General features: G+C 69.0%; 15 protein-coding genes. 6 read left to right on the top strand and 9 right to left on the bottom strand.

The genetic code is table 11. The features are described 5' to 3' along the window. Positions 1–42: 42 nt before the first annotated feature. Together A3G1_RS0108785 and A3G1_RS0108780 are read right to left on the bottom strand one after the other, a co-directional pair. Complete coding sequence (locus tag A3G1_RS0108785; protein ID WP_018349106.1) at positions 43–1,527, bottom strand: sugar transferase; 1,485 nt, start codon at positions 1,525–1,527, stop codon at positions 43–45. A gap of 132 nt (positions 1,528–1,659) precedes the next feature. Continuing rightward, on the bottom strand, positions 1,660–3,165 hold the full coding sequence (locus A3G1_RS0108780) for a DUF2142 domain-containing protein (protein WP_018349105.1): 1,506 nt from the start codon (positions 3,163–3,165) through the stop codon (positions 1,660–1,662). A gap of 29 nt (positions 3,166–3,194) precedes the next feature. Between A3G1_RS0108780 and A3G1_RS0108775 the strand changes: the two genes are divergently transcribed. The 3 genes from A3G1_RS0108775 to A3G1_RS0108765 are packed head-to-tail and all read left to right on the top strand — an operon-like array spanning position 3,195 to position 5,669. After that, positions 3,195–4,046: a DNA-formamidopyrimidine glycosylase family protein gene (locus tag A3G1_RS0108775; protein ID WP_026211945.1), complete on the top strand. Its 852-nt coding sequence runs from the start codon at positions 3,195–3,197 to the stop codon at positions 4,044–4,046. Between the two features lie 13 nt (positions 4,047–4,059). Next, positions 4,060–5,196, top strand: a complete 1,137-nt coding sequence (locus A3G1_RS0108770; RefSeq protein WP_018349103.1) for a glycosyltransferase — start codon at positions 4,060–4,062, stop codon at positions 5,194–5,196. Between the two features lie 5 nt (positions 5,197–5,201). Then, positions 5,202–5,669 carry an RICIN domain-containing protein gene (locus A3G1_RS0108765; RefSeq protein WP_018349102.1) on the top strand — a complete coding sequence of 156 codons (468 nt, stop codon included), beginning with the start codon at positions 5,202–5,204 and terminating at the stop codon, positions 5,667–5,669. A 5-nt stretch (positions 5,670–5,674) separates the two neighbouring features. On the opposite strand, the gene A3G1_RS40425 is transcribed toward A3G1_RS0108765, so the two are convergent. The 7 genes from A3G1_RS40425 to A3G1_RS41690 are packed head-to-tail and all read right to left on the bottom strand — an operon-like array spanning position 5,675 to position 12,430. Beyond that, a complete protein-coding gene (locus A3G1_RS40425; RefSeq protein ID WP_018349101.1) occupies positions 5,675–5,848 on the bottom strand; it encodes a hypothetical protein in 174 nt (57 codons plus the stop codon). Between the two features lie 47 nt (positions 5,849–5,895). Next, positions 5,896–6,363, bottom strand: coding sequence for a helix-turn-helix domain-containing protein (locus tag A3G1_RS33930; RefSeq protein ID WP_018349100.1), 468 nt, complete (start codon positions 6,361–6,363; stop codon positions 5,896–5,898). A gap of 51 nt (positions 6,364–6,414) precedes the next feature. Next, positions 6,415–7,800, bottom strand: coding sequence for a hypothetical protein (locus A3G1_RS0108750; RefSeq protein ID WP_018349099.1), 1,386 nt, complete (start codon positions 7,798–7,800; stop codon positions 6,415–6,417). Between the two features lie 49 nt (positions 7,801–7,849). Further along, on the bottom strand, positions 7,850–9,739 hold the full coding sequence (locus A3G1_RS0108745) for a DUF8189 domain-containing protein (RefSeq protein WP_018349098.1): 1,890 nt from the start codon (positions 9,737–9,739) through the stop codon (positions 7,850–7,852). 47 nt (positions 9,740–9,786) lie between these two features. Beyond that, a complete protein-coding gene (locus A3G1_RS0108735) occupies positions 9,787–11,046 on the bottom strand; it encodes an MATE family efflux transporter (protein WP_018349097.1) in 1,260 nt (419 codons plus the stop codon). Then, the gene (locus tag A3G1_RS41695; protein ID WP_018349096.1) at positions 11,046–11,744 is read right to left on the bottom strand and encodes a CDP-alcohol phosphatidyltransferase family protein; all 699 of its coding nucleotides are present in this window, start codon (positions 11,742–11,744) and stop codon (positions 11,046–11,048) included. The genes A3G1_RS0108735 and A3G1_RS41695 overlap by 1 nt, the downstream gene beginning before the upstream one ends. Continuing rightward, positions 11,741–12,430 carry a phosphocholine cytidylyltransferase family protein gene (locus tag A3G1_RS41690; protein ID WP_018349095.1) on the bottom strand — a complete coding sequence of 230 codons (690 nt, stop codon included), beginning with the start codon at positions 12,428–12,430 and terminating at the stop codon, positions 11,741–11,743. Before A3G1_RS41690 ends, A3G1_RS41695 begins: the two co-directional genes overlap by 4 nt. Positions 12,431–12,510: 80 nt before the next feature. Between A3G1_RS41690 and A3G1_RS0108720 the strand changes: the two genes are divergently transcribed. The 3 genes from A3G1_RS0108720 (at position 12,511) to corA (ending at position 15,608) form a co-directional block, all read left to right on the top strand. Continuing rightward, a complete protein-coding gene (locus tag A3G1_RS0108720; protein ID WP_026211942.1) occupies positions 12,511–12,897 on the top strand; it encodes a CBS domain-containing protein in 387 nt (128 codons plus the stop codon). A gap of 237 nt (positions 12,898–13,134) precedes the next feature. Continuing rightward, positions 13,135–14,226, top strand: a complete 1,092-nt coding sequence (locus A3G1_RS0108715; protein WP_018349093.1) for an aminotransferase-like domain-containing protein — start codon at positions 13,135–13,137, stop codon at positions 14,224–14,226. Positions 14,227–14,495: 269 nt separating this feature from the next. Next, complete coding sequence (corA, locus tag A3G1_RS0108710) at positions 14,496–15,608, top strand: magnesium/cobalt transporter CorA (protein WP_018349092.1); 1,113 nt, start codon at positions 14,496–14,498, stop codon at positions 15,606–15,608. Positions 15,609–15,641: the final 33 nt, after the last annotated feature.

Genomic DNA, 15,641 nt, shown 5'->3' with positions numbered 1-15,641 from the left:
CTCAATGCGCAGTCCAGCGTCGCGCTCAGCGGGTCCAAACGGTCAGTAAGCGCCGCGGCGGGCTACTACCACGCCTACGGTTCTCCACAGGGTTCGCAGGTCCAGCAGCAACGACCAGTTGTCCACGTAGTACAGATCCAGGCGGACCGCGTCGTCCCAGGACATGTCCGAGCGGCCGGAGACCTGCCACAGGCCGGTCAGGCCGGGGCGGACGAGCATGCGGCGGCGGACGTCGCCGAGGAAGTCGCCGTCCTCCGCCGGAAGCGGCCGGGGTCCGACGAGTGACATCTCGCCCTTGAGGATGTTCACGAGCTGGGGCAGCTCGTCCATGGACGTCTTGCGGAGCCAGCGGCCGATCGGGGTGACCCGGGGATCGTCCTTGATCTTGAACAGCAGGCCGTCGGACTCGTTCTGGTCGACGAGGGTCGCCAGCCGCGCCTCGGCGTCGACGTACATGGTGCGGAACTTCCACACCTTGAAGTTGCGCGACTGGAGGCCCAGGCGGCGCTGCCGGAAGATCACCGGCCCCTTCGGGTCATTGATCTTGATCGCGATGCCGATCGCGAGCAGCACCGGGGAGAGGATGATCAGGCCGAGTGCCGCGGCGACCCGGTCCATCAGGTTCTTCGCGACCCAGCCGATGCCGGACAGGGTCGGCTCCTCGACGTGGAGGAGCGGCAGGCCCTCGACCGGGCGGATGTGCACCCGGGGGCCTGCGATGTCGGTGAGCTGCGGGGCGACCACCAGGTCGATGCCGGTGCCTTCGAGCTGCCACGCGAGCCGCCGCAGGTCGGCCGAGTCGGCCCCTGCCGCACCGCACACCGCGATCGTGTCGGCGCCCAGCTCCCGGACCAGCTCGACCAGGTCGCGGTTGGCGTACACGGGGACCGGGGTCTCCACGCCACGCGCCGCGCCGTAGCCCTCGGTCAGGTACAGGCCGACGGGGGCCATGCCAGCCTCGACGTTGCGGCTGATGACGGTGTGGACCTCAAGCGCCTCGGGCAGCGCTCCGACCAGCAGCACGCGCTGGACGCAGCGGCCGCGCGCGCGCAGGCTGTACAGCACCCGGCGGGCGAGCACCCTGGCGATCAGCAGCAGGATCAGGCCGAGCAGCAGGACAACGCCCACGGACATACGCGAGGCGTCGGTCTTCGTGCTCATGACGGTGAAGGAGACGACCGCGACGGCCGTCCAGAAGGCGCGCAGCACGCGCTTGCTCTCGTCGGAGCCGACACCCAGGTACCTGCGGTCGTATGCTCCGTGGCCCCACAGCACCAGCACCCAGCCGAGCGGCAGGAACAGGTACGCCACGATGTAGAACCATGCCGGGGTCGGAGCTTCCGGGTCGACCACGAAACCGGAGGCCGCCTGCGGGATCCACGAGATCGTGGCGAAGCTGGCGAGCGCGATGGCCGCGAAGTCGCCGAAGACGAGAGCGGCCGAGTACCACCATGCCCAGGTCGCGCTCGTCCCGGTCCGGTTGCCGCGGAAGAACGCCGAGCGTGGTACGCCGTTGGTCACCGGCACGGTCTCGGTGTCATCGCCAACCGCCTGTCTGTCGCCGGTTGCACCGGCTGTCCGGCCTTCTTTCCCGGCCGGTCGCTGGAGGCTCGTCGTCACCTCAACAGGCCCTCCGGCAGTCTGCTGCTCACGGCTCCCCTAGTGTGCCACGGCCCCCGCCTCGTCTTCTGACGACCGGCCGACATTATTCGGTGTGTCCGGGTCGCGTCGAGTCGGGGTCGGTTGCGAACTTCCGCCGATCCTCGCGACGCCCGTTCCTGTGACGCCGATCCACGCGACCGCGCCGAGAAGCAGCACTCCCGCTGTCCCGGCGCAGAAAGCGTACGCCGGTGACGGCATCGACGTAACCTGCTCACGATAACGGAGGGTCACCTCCATCACGGCGTAGATGTGCAGCAATCCGGTAACAAGGGCAACCATCCGGGTGAACCGTACAGCTAGGTCACCGGGGAGTCCCTTGGTGAACGCGGCCAGTATCACCAGGCCGAGGCCGGCCGGCATCGCGTACCTGCCGTGGGAGTACCAGCCGACCTTCGGCACGAAGTACAGCTCCAGCGCGGCGAGGACGGCGAAGCAGGCGGCGGCGGTGCCCAGCCAGGCGAGCTGGTATCGGCGGCCCGCGTACAGGAACGCCGGGATGGCCAGCGCCGCCACGAACGCGTACCAGCCCAGGATCGCCCAGCCCGGCAGGGTCAGCTCGCCGTAGCTGAACTGGCCGACCACCTGGTTCAGGTAGAACGGGGTGCGGATCCGCACGATCTGCTCAACGGTTTGCGAGAGCGAAAGATGCGCGGCGCGTTTCGTGTCGTCGGGCAGCGTGTTGACCGAGGAGACAACCATCCACAGTGCACCGAGCAGTGCCGCGATGGCCAGGCCGCCGAGCAGCCAGCGGAACCCGTTGTTCCTCAGGAGTTCACGGATCCGGCCGCGCTTCGCGAAGACCAGGCAGGCGAGCACGATGATGCCGAGCAGCACCGGGCCCAGGTGCCGGACGGTGAGCAGCAGGGCGCCGCTGACCCCGGCCGACCAGAGCAGCAGCCGTCCCGGGGCTCCTTCGCCGCGCACGATGGCCAGGAGGCTCACCCAGGCCAGGACGCCGGCCGCGATCTCCAGGCCGTTCGGGTTCACCGAGCCGGCCAGGTTCATCATCATCGGCGTCGAGACGAGCAGCAGGCCGCCGACCAGGTACCTGTTGCGGAGCCGCCACGCGATCGCCAGCGCCGTCGCGAGCAGCGCCGCCGACAACGCTGCCGACAGGACCCGCGCGGCGATGATGCCGTCCAGATCCGGGCTGACGAGCAGCGGCAGGCCCACGACCGCGTAGTAGACCGGGCTGTACCGTGCCGCGGCGCTGTACACCTTGACCGTGGCGTCACCAGCGGCGGTACCGGCGGCGGGCGGCGGGGTCTGGCAGCTCGCCGCGAGCCTCTTCTGATCCAGGCAGGTGAGGTAGTCGTTGTGCGGCAGCAGGCTGGCCGGGGCCTCGACGTGGTACCCGTCGAGGACGAGCTGGCCGGTGACCACGGAGTACGCCCGGGGAATGTGCTGGATCTCGTCGTACGTGCCGTTGACGGGAACACCCGCCGCCCAGGCCGAGCCGAGCAGCAGATATCCGAGGAAGGCGAGCAGCCAGACCCGACGCATGGGGAGCAGCGTACCGATACGCTCGGGGAGTGCCCGAGTTGCCGGAGGTGGCGGCGCTCGCCGCGTACCTGCGGGAGCGCGCGGCCGGGCTGACCGTGACCCGGGTCGAGATCGTCGCGCTGAGCGCGCTGAAGACCTACTCCCCGCCTGTGACGGCGCTGGAGGGGCAGCCGCTGGTGACGGCTGGCCAGGTCGGCAAGTACCTCGACATGACGATCGGCGGGCTGCACGCTGTCACGCACCTGTCCCGGGCCGGCTGGCTGCACTATCGCGAGGAGCTCAGCCCGGCGCCGCTGAAGCCGGGCCGGGGGCCGATCGCTGTGCGGGTGCGGCTGAGTGACGGGTCGGGGTTCGACCTGACTGAGGCCGGTACACAGAAGCGGTTGGCTTTCTATGTCGTCTCCGACCCGCAGGAGATCGAGTTCGTCCGCACCCTCGGCCCGGATGCCCTGACCATCGACGAGGCGGGCTTCACCGAACTGATCAAGAAGAACGCCCAGGTCAAAGGGGTACTGACCGATCAGAGAGTCATCGCGGGCATCGGCAACGCCTACTCGGACGAGATCCTGCACCTGGCGAAGCTGTCGCCGTTCGCGATCGCTGGCAAGCTGACCGGCGACCAGCTGCACGCGCTGTACGAGGCGACGCAGGACATCCTCCGGCACGCCGTCGAGAAGACGACCGGCCAGCAGGCGGCGACGCTGAAGGCCGAGAAGCGGGCCGGGCTGCGCGTCCACGGCCGGACCGGGCTGCCGTGCCCGGTGTGCGGGGACACGATCCGCGAGGTGTCGTTCGCGACGTCGAACCTCCAGTACTGCCCGACGTGCCAGACGAAAGGCAAACCGCTGGCGGACCGCCGCCTGTCGAAACTCGTGCGTTGATACGTTGAACCGCGTGAAGGTCGTCATCGCGCACAACCGGTACTCGTCAGCGCAGCCGTCCGGCGAGAACACGATCGTGGACAGCGACATCCGCCAGCTCACCGCGGCCGGTGTCGAGGTCGTCCCGTTCCAGCGCAGCTCGGACGAGATCCCGACGCTGCCGAAGAGCGAGAAGGTGCTGCTGCCGGTCTCCCCGCTGTACGCGCCCCGGGCGCAGCGCGAGCTGGCCGCCCTGATCGAGCGCGAGCGCCCGGACGTGCTGCACCTGCACAACCCCTACCCGCTGCTGTCGCCGTGGGTGGTGCGGACGGCGCACAAGTACGGCGTTCCGGTCGTGCAGACCGTCCACAACTACCGGCAGAGCTGCGCGAACGGCCTCTACTTCCGCGACGGGCACATCTGCAAGGACTGCCTGGGCAAGGCTTTCCCGTACCCGGCGATCCAGCACTCCTGCTACCGCGGCTCGAAGGCGCAGAGCATCGTCATGGCCAGCACGATCGCCGCGCACCGTGGCACGTGGCGGAGCCTCGACCAGTTCATCGCGCTGACCCCGGCGATCGCCGAGCACCTGCTGACCCTGGGCATCCGCGAGGACCAGATCACGGTCAAGCCCAACTCGATCGCCGACCCGGGCATGTCTGCCGATCCTGGTCAGGGCTTCCTGTTCGTCGGCAGGCTCACGGAGGAGAAGGGCATCGGGCTGCTGCTCGACGCCTGGGCCAAGCAGCCGGCCGGGACACTCACGGTCATCGGGGATGGCCCGCTCCGTGACCGCGTCGCTTCGGCTCCGGGCGTGGAGTACCTCGGCCAGCAGGACCAGGATTCTGTACGCGAGGCGAGGCGCGCCACGGCAGCCCTGATCGTCCCGTCCACCTGGCTCGACCCGCTCCCGACCGTGATCATCGAGTCCCTCGCCGTCGGCCGGCCCGTCCTCGGTACCGCGATGGGCGGCATCCCGTACCTGATCGGCGACGCCGGCTGGGTCGTCGAACCCACCCCGCAGGCCCTCGCCGCCGGCCTCCAGCAGGCGGCAGCCGAGGCTCCGGCCCTCACGGAACGCGCCCGCGACCGGTACCTGCGCACCTTCACCCCGGAGGTCGTGCTCAGCCAGCTGCTGAACATCTACGAAAAGGTGCAAATGGTACGTTAGCTGGCATGTTTGCCTATCGTGCCCTGGCCGTCGTGTGCGGTGTCTCCGCCGCCGGCTTCGCAGTACCCGCCGCTGCGGCGATCCCCGACAACTCGTTCACGGTGCGCAACATGGACAGCGCGCTGTGCCTCGAGTACGCGCCCGACCAGAAGGCCACCGTCCTCACGCCCTGCGAACAGGGCAACCGCCGCCAGCTCTGGCAGCTCGTCGAGCAGGGCGACTCCGTGGCTCTCGCCGGCGCGACGCGCAACATCTGCGTCACCGGCTACGACGGCGAGAACCGGATCGGCACCCACAAGTGCGACAACCGCGACGGCCAGACCTGGACGGCCATCGTGGACGAGAGCGGCCACTACATGCTCCAGAACGACCTGACGACCCAGTGCCTCGCCACCACCATCGGCGGCACGGTCACCGCCACCCCCTGCAACGGCAGCTCAACCTCCCGCTGGCAGCTCACCCCGGTGAACTGACCGGCTCACTCGCCGCCGAGTGACCAGACCCGGAAACGCTGGTCGGTCCGGAGCAGGAACCCGAACCGGCCAGCCCCGGCCTTCTCCACAGCCTCGATCACCCGATCGGCCGCGTCCTCATCAGACAGCTGGCCGCGCTTGGCCCAATACTCGACCTGCTGGCCAAAGACCGTTTTCACCGCCTCCGGCGCTTGGTCAGCAGCCCAGCAGAGAAACTGTCTACCGTTCAGTCCTCGTCGAAGCCGTGGTCATCCATGTAGGTCATGAATTCCACGTAGGCTTCCACGCGCTCCTTGTGCTGCCGCGCCTTGTAGTCGAGGACGTCCTTCAGCATCACTCTCCGATGTGTACCGACTTTGCGAGACGGGATCTTGCCGTCGTCGAGAAGCCCTACCAGGGTGGGGCGGGAGACGTCGAGGATTTCGGCCGCGGCACTCGTCGTGAGCTCACGGGCGAGCACCCCGAAGTACAAGCCTTCGCCACGTGTCAGCGCCCGGGCCGCGTGGTGAAGCAGGTCCACCATGTCGGGCAGGAGTTCGACGGACCGGCCATCGCGAAAGACCAGCTGCGCGCCGTCGGACGGCGCGATCTCTGCGAGCCCGACTAGTCCGGCCAGTGCCGCTCGGGCAGTACTGTCCGGGTCGGCGGCGGCCCGGGACAGCTCTTCAGCAGTCTGCTTCAGCGTCATCGCCATGCCCCAAGGGTCACACTCAAACGAAACAAACGCAAGCAGCTTTCGTTTGTTTCAGTTATCCGTCTCGGCCGGCGTTCCGTACTGCTGCCAGGACTCCGCCGCGAGGAGGAGGATCCAGAGCGTGCCGCCCGTGCCGCCGAGGAGCCAGTCGGACGTGGCGATCGTCGGGACGGCGGCGATGGCGGTGATCGTGAACCAGCGGGCGGCCCGGCGGCGTGTGGCGTGCCAGAGGAGCAGGCCCAGGCCGCCGAGGAAGGCGAGGACGCCGAGGATGCCGCCACGGCGGAGCGCCCCGAAGAACGCGTTGTCCGTGGTGAGCTTGGGCGGCTTGACGTTGGGGTCCTCGACGGCGTTCTTGCGGGTGACCGTGCCGCGCGCGTCGTGGGAGTTACCGAAGAGCTTCTCGCCGAGCGAGTCGGCCTTGAAGTCCCGGACGACCTGCTTCCAGGTCTCCGTGCGGCCGCTGGTGAGGTCGGAGCCGCCGGTCGCGTTCGGGTACCGGTTGTAGACGAGCCACTGCGGGCCGCCGGAGCCCATCATCAGCGCGGCGAGCAGCACGAACGGCACGAGGGTTCGCAGCAGCGACTTCCGGAACTCGAAGAACGCGTGCACCAGTGCCGCAGCGAGCGCGAAGCCCCACGCCGTACGGGACGTGACGAGCAGGAGCATCAGGAACGACGTCGCGAGGGCCCCGTACCGCTGCCAGGCCGCGAAAGCCTTGTCTGGCGCGATCCGCAGCGCGACGAGCACGGAGATGAGCGCGATCGAGTTCGGGTGGTACAGGAACCCTGGCCCGCCCCAGAAGCGCAGTTCCATCTTCCGGCCCCAGGCCGTCTCGGGGACGGCGTGCAGGTCATCGAGGGCGTTGCCGGAGCCGGCCAGCAGCAGCAGCCCGAGCGCGATCAGGAACGCCGCCGCGATGGCCGGCGTCGGGTCCTTGCGCGTCTTCCTGATCACGGCGAGGACCGCGAGGGCGCCGAGGACGAACAGGCCCCCGTACACGACGCGCTGGGCGCTGACCTTCCACGCCAGGCCGAACAGCGCGCCGAACGTGCCGAGGATCCAGTAGGCGAGGCCGAGCCACGCCGCGCCGAGCTTCGGGAGTTTCGCCAGGTCACGCAGCCAGGGGAACGTCCACGCCGCGAACACCGCGCCCTCGGCGGCCAGCAGGCCCCACACCACGGCTGGCTGCTCGCTGAAAGACCAGCTCAGGATGCCCGCCCCGACGAAGAACCCGCCGATCACCAGCCCCCGCACCGTCAGGCCCGGCAGGCTGAGGGCCAGGCCGATGATCGCCCAGCCGATGGCGGCGGCGAGGAACGCGCGCAGGCCGTTGGCCGAGTTCTCCTGGGCGGCCTCGATCAGGCCAGCGGCGCCAGCCACCACCAGCCCGGCCAGGGCGAACGGCTTGTAGCGCTGAGACGTCAGGAACGGCATCGGGCCACCTTACCGGGCAGCCCGATGCCATCCACGCTCGTGACCTGGGTCAGGACAGCGGAGTCCAGGGGCCGAACGGGACGTCGGCACCCGGAGACTGCTGCCAGCGGGCGTACACGCGGGCGTCCGTGCCGATCGTGAACACGAAGGCCTGCCCGTCGTAGGCCGTCACAGCCGCCGGATAGTCGAGAACAGTGCCCTTGATGTCGGTCCAGCTCGTGAACCCGCCGTTGGCCGAGCTCTGCTTGGTCATGCTGACCCCGGTACCCCGGTTGCGCTCGAAGTAGAAGATCCGGCCGCTGGCCAGGACCGATGCGGGCTGGCCGACGCCGCCGTGCCCGCCGATGTCCACCACGTTCGTGCTCCACGTGCCGCCGGCCACGGTCTGGAACGCCGTCACCATGTTGCCGGTGGCCTCTTCGCGGTAGGCGATCTGCGTGCGCCCGTCGCTGTTGAGGGTCGCCTGCGGCGCGCTGGCCGGGCGGACGGACGGCAGGTTCTCGTTCCGGACGAAGCCACCGTTCGGCGACGACTGGTACCAGTGCAGGATCTTCGCCGGGGTGCTGCCGAACACCTCGATCCGGCCGCCGGGGCCGCGCACGGCCGACAGCCCGTCGAGGACAGCCGTGCCGCCGAGGTCGACCCAGGACGACCAGCCGCTGTTGGGGGAGTTCTGGTAGATCGTGCTGACGCCGCCGCCACCGTTCTGGACGAAGACCTGCATGCGCCCGTCCTCGTTGGACACGACGGTGGGGGTTCCGACCTGGGATGCCGTGCTGCTGCCGGCGTTCGGGCTGCCCATGTCGGCCCAGTAGGTGCGCCACGCCCCGTTCACCGCGATCTGCGGGAGCGAGATGAGGTGGTCGTCGGACAGCCGCCGGGCGATGATCTCCAGCCGGCCGTCCTTGTTGGTGCCGACGGCCAGGCCGGGTGCGATCAGGCCGCCCGGGTCGGCGAGCGTGGCCGTGGCCCACTGCCCGTCCATCGTCACGTAGTGCGTGTCCACCTTGCCGTTGCGCACGACGAAGGCCTGCGGGCGGCCGTCGGCGTTCCGCCCGGCCCAGGCCGTGCCGCGCGACCAGCGGTACTGCATGGTGTGCAGCCAGTTGGTGTCCGGCACGAAGGTGTCGTGCTTGTCGCCGGGCCCCGCGTACGCGTCGAAGATCGCCTTCTTCTTCGCCGCCTCGGTGGCCGTCAGGTTGTGGACGCTGTACTTGATGTTGTACGTCCGGTAGTTCACCCGGACGTGCAGCCCGGTGTACCGGTCGTCGGCGTTGTCGGTGAAGTGCGCCGAGGCGACGTGGTCACCGTGGTCGTCGGTGGCGTAGCGCGCGTCTTCCGGGTGGTTGTCGAGCGCCCGGATCACGCTGGGCTTGTAGGCGTTCATGATGCCGGCCAGGACGTCCAGCGCGACGGCCTTCGTGTACGCCTGCTCGTAGCCGACCAGGCCACCCTCGGTGTTGACCGTGTTGTGCGTCGCGCCGTTGTACAGGTCGTCGAGGAGCCCGTCGCGGAGCCCGACGAAGATGACCTGGACGCCGGTCCGGGCGCTGAGCGCGTACCGCTCGACCTTGCGCCCGCCGACGGACCAGGCGTCGCCGATCCACTCGTTCTGCGTGTCGAGGTCGCCGTCCTCCAGGCCGGTCATGGCGGCGTAGGCGTTCATGATGCCGCGCTGCCGGTTCCTGGCCTTCTGTTCCTGGCTGCTGCCGACCCCGGTGAGCTGGCCTGCGGTCATGAAGACCGTGAGCGTGTCGTATCCGGCGGTCAGGGTCGAGCTGATGTCCGGGTTCATGAACAGCAGGTCGTCGTCCTCGTGCGCGACGACGTTCATGAACATGTCGTTCGACGGCGTGGCCGCCGACGCCGTGCTCTGTCCACTCAGGACCACCGCGCATGCTGTCGCGACGGCGGCCAGCTTCGTTCTCTTCGAGAACAAGGTTTCACCCTCCCCATGATCAACTTCTTGGGGAGGCTACACAGTGGTCAGCGCTGAGGCTCCGGCCGCCGGGGCCCGTGGGCTGCGAACCAGTACAAAATGATCATGGCGATGAAACCCACGGCGGCGCCGGTGGTGAGGCCCCAGGCCGCACCCGTCAGTGAGCCGTCTCGCGCACCAAGAACGACACCGGTGAGGCTGGTCGCGGTGAAGACCGCGTACTGCATGAAGAGGAACTTCCCCTGCTGCATGCCGCGCAGCGCCGCCGTGAAAGGAATCTGCATCAGATAGATCGCCGCCTGGATGGCCACTGGCAGGGCGATCGGTTCGACAAAAGCATAATCGCCATTTTTGTACCAGCCGAGCACCGGCCCAGTCACAGCCACCACCACGGCGATCGCGGCAAGCCCGACGACAAGACCGAAGGCCGCGACCCTGAACGTGAGCCGGCGCAGGGCCGGCAGGTCACCGGCGCTGGCGAACCGGGAGAAACGCGGGACCATCAGCGCGTTCATCGCCGTGATGAAGTTCTGGAGCGGCTGGAGCACGACGAGCTGGGCGAGCCGCAGACCGGCGTACGCGGCCTCGGTCAGGAACTCGGCAACGATCACCGCGATCAGCATCGTCTGGCTCTGCCCGATCACGGCGCTGCCGGTGAACCAGCCGGACAGGTGCCTGGTCTCGGCGAACCAGTTCCGGATGTGGCCACGGAGCGGGTTGAGGCGGCTGCGGAACAGGAAGAGGAGGCTGCCAGCGGTCGCGCCCAGCCCCCAGGCGACGAGCAGCGTCCCGCCCTCCCGCCAGCCGGCCAGCAGGAACGCCGTCACCGCAGCGGCCTGGGTGAGCACCCAGGTCAGGTCGACGGTGAGCGCCCCCGCCTGCTCGCGGGCCGCCAGGTACGTGTGCCGGCCGGTGTCGTGCGTCATCAGGGCCGGCAGGAACGGGATCGCCCAGATCAGGTCACCGAACCACTCCGAAGGGCCAAACAACCACAGCCCCAGGCAGATGACAGCACCCGCGACCGAGAGCGTGAGCGTGCTCGCGAGGGCGTCCTCCTCGCGCTGCCGCCGCTCCGCCCCGTCGTACCGGGACACGTGCGCCAGCACCACCTCACCGACGAAGGCCCGGCTGATCCCCATCACGAAGTAGACCGTGGTGATCGAGATGAGCACGGCACCAGCGCGGTCCGGGTCGAGCACGGCGGTCGCCAGCAGCGCGTTGCCCGCGCTGGCCAGCCCGAACACCGCCTGGTCGGTGAACCCGAGCAGGATGCGCCTGCGGCCGGTCGCCGGTGCCGCCACGGTCATCAGCCGATCTTCTCCCGCCAGGCACGCTGGGCGGCCCGTGCGGTGAACGCGATGCTGGCCAGCAGGAACAGCCCGTTGACCGCGGTGAAGGCCACGACCACCCAGATCGTCCACTGAGGCGCGAAGGCGAGCACGAGGCCGATCACCGTGACGACGAAGGCGTAGTCCCGGATCAGCTTCACCAGGCGTACCGGGAGCGACTGGGAGGTCACCATGCTCACCCCGGCGTCGTCCTGCGCCATCACGGAGGTGACCAGGTTGACCATCCACGTGCCGGCGAACAGCGCGTAGATCCAGGCCGGGGCGTCCGGCGAGTACTCGGCGGCCACCGCGCTCGTCGCCGCGCACAGCGCGATCTGCAACGCCACGTCACACAGCACGTCGATCCGCGCCCCGGCCGCGCTGCCGGTCTTCGTGACCCGGGCGAGCTGGCCGTCCCCGCAGTCGATGCCGTACGCGACGTGCCACAGCAGCAGCGCGCCGAGCCCGACAGCCATCGGCGCCGTACGCGACGGCGCGGCCAGCAGGACCATCGCGCTCGCGCCGAGCCCGAGGACCAGGTTGGCCATGCTCATCATCGTCGGCGACAGCCGCGCCCTGTACGCCGCGAGCGCCGTCACGGCGCCGATCCGCTGGCTGACCAGCACGGTGCCGAGCCCGCCGCCACGGTTGGCGGCGTAGAAGGTGGAGAGGTTCACAGGGTGTTGGCCCGTTCCAGGTCCTCGTCGAAGTCCACTTCGACACAGCCGAACCGCGAGATGTCGATCGCGCGGAAGCGCAGGCCCTCGGCGCCGATCGCGTTCTCGATGCCGCGCTCGAAGTAGTCCTGCTCGTCGACCAGTGCCAGGTGCTCGACCAGGGCCGGGCGGTCGGCTGCCGACACGTAGTTGATCCCGACGGCCTCGCCGAGCCCGCCGGTCACCTGCTTGGACAGCTCCTTGATGTAGCCGGCGCCGTCCAGCGTGTACTTCACTTCCTCGTCGGACACGCTGGCGGTGTTGACGGCGACGAAGCTCTGCTCGGCGCTCAGCGCCTCGGCGAACGTGCCGAGCAGCGCCGGGTCGAAGACCACGTCGCCGTTCATCCACAGCACCCCGCCGGGCGGGGCCAGCCGCAGCGCCTTGAGCAGGCTCTTGGAGGTGTTGGTCTGGTCGTAGAACTCGTTGTAGACGAAGCTCGCGTCCCCGGCGGCCGCCTCCATGACCAGGTCCTTCTTGAACCCGACGACGATGGAGATGTACGCGCTCGCCCCGTACGCCCCCCGCAGGTTCTCGAGCTGCTGGCGGAGGATGCTCCGGCCGTCGCGGAGCGGGGTCAGTGGCTTCGGATGCGGTCGGCCGAGGCGGGTACCCATCCCTGCGGCCAGGATCACGACATTGCGCACTGCCGAAGGATAGCGCCAATTTCCTGGCCACCCGCCGTACGGTGCGCGAAGATAGCCGTACGGTTACACGGGAGGTAGTCATGCGTGTACGTGATGCGATGAGTACCGAGATTCTCACAGTCGGACCACAGCACAAGCTGCGTCAGGTGGCCCGGCTGATGTCCGCCCGGCGGTTCGGTGCCGCCGTCGTCATCGACCCCGACTCCCCCGGCATCGGCATCCTCACCGAGCGGGACGTCCTCAACGCGATCAGCTCCGGGCTCGATCCGGACATCGAGGAAGCATCCGACCACCGCACCCCAGACGCGGTCACGGCCGGGCCCGACTGGGATCTCGACCAGGCGGCCGCGACGATGATCCGGGGCGGCTTCCGGCACCTGATCGTCATCGAGGGCGACGAGGTGATCGGCATGATCTCGGTGCGGGACATCGTCCGCGCCCGGGTACAGGCCACCGCCAAGGTCTGAGCGTCCGGGTCCGGGGCCACACGGGCCCGGCGCCCGCCGCGCGGCCGGGGACGTGGTGCCCCGGCCGGCTCGCCTGCGCGTTCCCGCGCGGGTGCCGTCCGCATGATCCACGTTCCGCGCGGCCGGGCGCGGCAACTTCGGCGGCCACCGCGACCAGCGGCGGAAGGTTTCCACCAGCCTGTGGGAGGCGCTACACGCGCGTGAAGATCGTCTCCGGCCCGGCCTAGACTCGGTCACATGACCGCCGAGCAGCTCATTTCCTTCGCCAGGGGCGCGCCGTCCCTGGACATCGTCGACATCGAGGGTCTGAAGGCGGCGGCCGTCCGCGCCTTCGACGCCGACCCGGCAGGGGTCACGGCCTACGGCACGTCGGTCGGCTACCTTCCCCTCCGGAAGTGGATCGCCGACAAGCACGGCGTGGAGCCGCCGAGCGTCCTGGTCACCAACGGATCGCTCCAGGCGGACGCGTTCCTTTTCGAGCACCTGGTGTCCGAGGGCGACGTGGTGATCGTCGAGCGGCCGACCTACGACCGCACCCTGCTCAACCTGCGTAACCGGGGCGCCGACGTCCGGCAGGTCACTGTGGACGCCGACGGCATCGACACCGACGAGCTGCGGGCGCTGCTGGAGTCCGGCGTCCGGCCGGTCCTCGCGCACATCATCCCGAACTTCCAGAACCCGGCCGGCGTCACGCTGTCCCTCGAACGGCGGCACGCGCTGCTGGCCCTGGCGGCCGAGTACGGCTTCACGATCTTCGAGGACGACCCGTACGCCGACATCCGGTTCCGGGGCGAGGCCCTGCCGAGCATGCTCTCCCTGGACACCCAGGGCGTGGTCGTACACGCGTCCTCGTTCACCAAGACGGTGTGCCCTGGCGTCCGGGTCGGCTACCTGGTCGGCAAGCCCGAGCTGATCGGCGACATCGCGGCCAACGCGACGAACCTGTACATCTCGCCGAACATGCTGGCCCAGGCGACCGTGTACCAGTTCTGCCTCTCCGGCGCCCTGGAGAACTCGATCAAGACCGTGTGCGCCGCGCTGGGCGAGCGGGCCCGGCTGCTCGCTGAGTCAATTAGGCGACACCTGCCCGAGGCAAGCTTCACCGAGCCCGACGGCGGGTACTTCCTCTGGGTCGACCTCGGCGAGGGCGTCGACGTGGACAAGCTGCTCCCCGCGACGGCCAAGCACAACGTGGCCGTGGTCAAGGGCAGCGACTTCCTGCTGGAGGGCGGTAAGAGTTCGCTGCGCCTGGCGTTCTCCGCCGTCACCGCCGGCGAGGTCGACGAGGGTGTCCGGCGGATCGCGGCAGCGGTTCGCGAGATCTCCTGACCTTCCGGTAACCCCTGTCGTAAAAGCGTCAGCAGCCCTTGGCGCAATGTCGCCATCGCGAATGTGTTTCTTTTCCGCATCGCGGTGACTAACAATGCGTGCCAGCACCGCAAAAAAGCCCTCCCCAGGACAGTGCGGTGCGCAAGGGCACCATGCCCCCAAGGGCACCGGGCAGTTTCGGTCGCATCCCCCCGTAGCGACCGAAACTGCCCGGTGCTGTTTGCCGGGGGTTTTCGATGTGCCGTGCGGGACGTGGGAGGCTTTCAGGTATGGCAGAACAGGAACGCGGCCTCAGCCGCGCACTGTCCGCCCCGGCGCGGGCGGTCAGCCGCATCCTCGCACCAGCTCCCGCCGTCACCGCCAGACCGGCCCTGCCGGAACACGGCACCGGCCTCGTCGACTTCGCCCTGTACGTCGACGGCGTACGCCAGGACGGCGAGTGGACGTACCAGAGCGCGTACGCCTCCGCCCGCTCCACCAAGCACGCCTTCGTCTGGATCGGACTGCACGAGCCGACCCCGGAGGAGTTCTCCGGCATCGCCGAGGCGTTCAACCTGCACGAGCTGGCCGTGGAGGATGCCGTCAAGGCGTTCCAGCGGCCGAAGCTGGAGCAGTACGAGGACATGACGTTCGCCGTCGTCCGCACCGCCAGGTACATGCCGCACGCGCAGCTCACCGAGACCAGTGAGGTCATCGAGACCGGTTCGGTGATGCTCTTCATCGGCGAGCACTACGTGATCACCGTCCGGCACGGTGCCGCCTGTCGGCTCCGCCCGGTCCGCGAGGAGCTGGAGCGCCGTCACGAGCTGCTCGCACAGGGCCCGTGGGCGGTGTTCCACGGGGTCGTCGACCGGATCGTCGACATCTACCTCGACGTGGCGGCCGCGGTCGAGGACGACCTGGAGATGCTGGAGGCCAGCGTCTTCAGCCGGGAACGCCGCTCGAACATCCAGGAGATCTACCAGCTCAAGCGGGAACTGGTCGAGTTCAAGCGCGCGGTGATGCCGCTGCAGCGCCCGTTGCAGCTGCTGGTCAGCGGCCAGATCGGCGGGGTACCGAAGGAGCCGCGGCGCTACATCCGCGACGTCAACGACCACCTCCAGCGGGTGATCGAGCAGCTGCTGTCCTACGACGACCTGCTGAACTCGGTGCTCCAGGCCCGGCTGGCCCAGGTGACCGTCGACCAGAACAACGACATGCGCAAGATCGCGTCCTGGGCGGCCATCGCCGCGGTACCGACCGCGCTGGCCGGCATCTACGGGATGAACTTCAAGTTCATGCCGGAGCTGGAATGGCGCTACGGCTACCCGATGGTGCTGACCCTGATCATCGTGATCTGCGGCAGCCTCTACCGCTTCCTCCGCCGCTCCGGCTGGCTCTGAGCACGCCACAGGGGACCCCGGCGGGGTCCCCTG

The sequence above is a fragment of the Longispora albida DSM 44784 genome (assembly GCF_000379825.1).
GTDB classification, from domain to species: Bacteria; Actinomycetota; Actinomycetes; order Mycobacteriales; family Micromonosporaceae; genus Longispora; species Longispora albida.
The sequence above is the reverse complement of the archived record's forward strand: the minus strand, read 5'-3'. Positions and strand labels throughout refer to the sequence as shown.

What these genes read in the sequence shown, in the direction of transcription:
- A3G1_RS33930 (WP_018349100.1), bottom strand. Translation starts at nt 6,363, where the DNA reads ATGGCGATGACGCTGAAGCAGACTGCTGAAGAGCTGTCCCGGGCCGCC.
- A3G1_RS0108780 (WP_018349105.1), bottom strand. Translation starts at nt 3,165, where the DNA reads ATGCGTCGGGTCTGGCTGCTCGCCTTCCTCGGATATCTGCTGCTCGGC.
- A3G1_RS0108735 (WP_018349097.1), bottom strand. Translation starts at nt 11,046, where the DNA reads ATGACCGTGGCGGCACCGGCGACCGGCCGCAGGCGCATCCTGCTCGGG.
- A3G1_RS0108750 (WP_018349099.1), bottom strand. Translation starts at nt 7,800, where the DNA reads ATGCCGTTCCTGACGTCTCAGCGCTACAAGCCGTTCGCCCTGGCCGGG.
- corA (WP_018349092.1), top strand. Translation starts at nt 14,496, where the DNA reads ATGGCAGAACAGGAACGCGGCCTCAGCCGCGCACTGTCCGCCCCGGCG.
- A3G1_RS0108720 (WP_026211942.1), top strand. Translation starts at nt 12,511, where the DNA reads ATGCGTGTACGTGATGCGATGAGTACCGAGATTCTCACAGTCGGACCA.
- A3G1_RS0108715 (WP_018349093.1), top strand. Translation starts at nt 13,135, where the DNA reads ATGACCGCCGAGCAGCTCATTTCCTTCGCCAGGGGCGCGCCGTCCCTG.
- A3G1_RS0108765 (WP_018349102.1), top strand. Translation starts at nt 5,202, where the DNA reads ATGTTTGCCTATCGTGCCCTGGCCGTCGTGTGCGGTGTCTCCGCCGCC.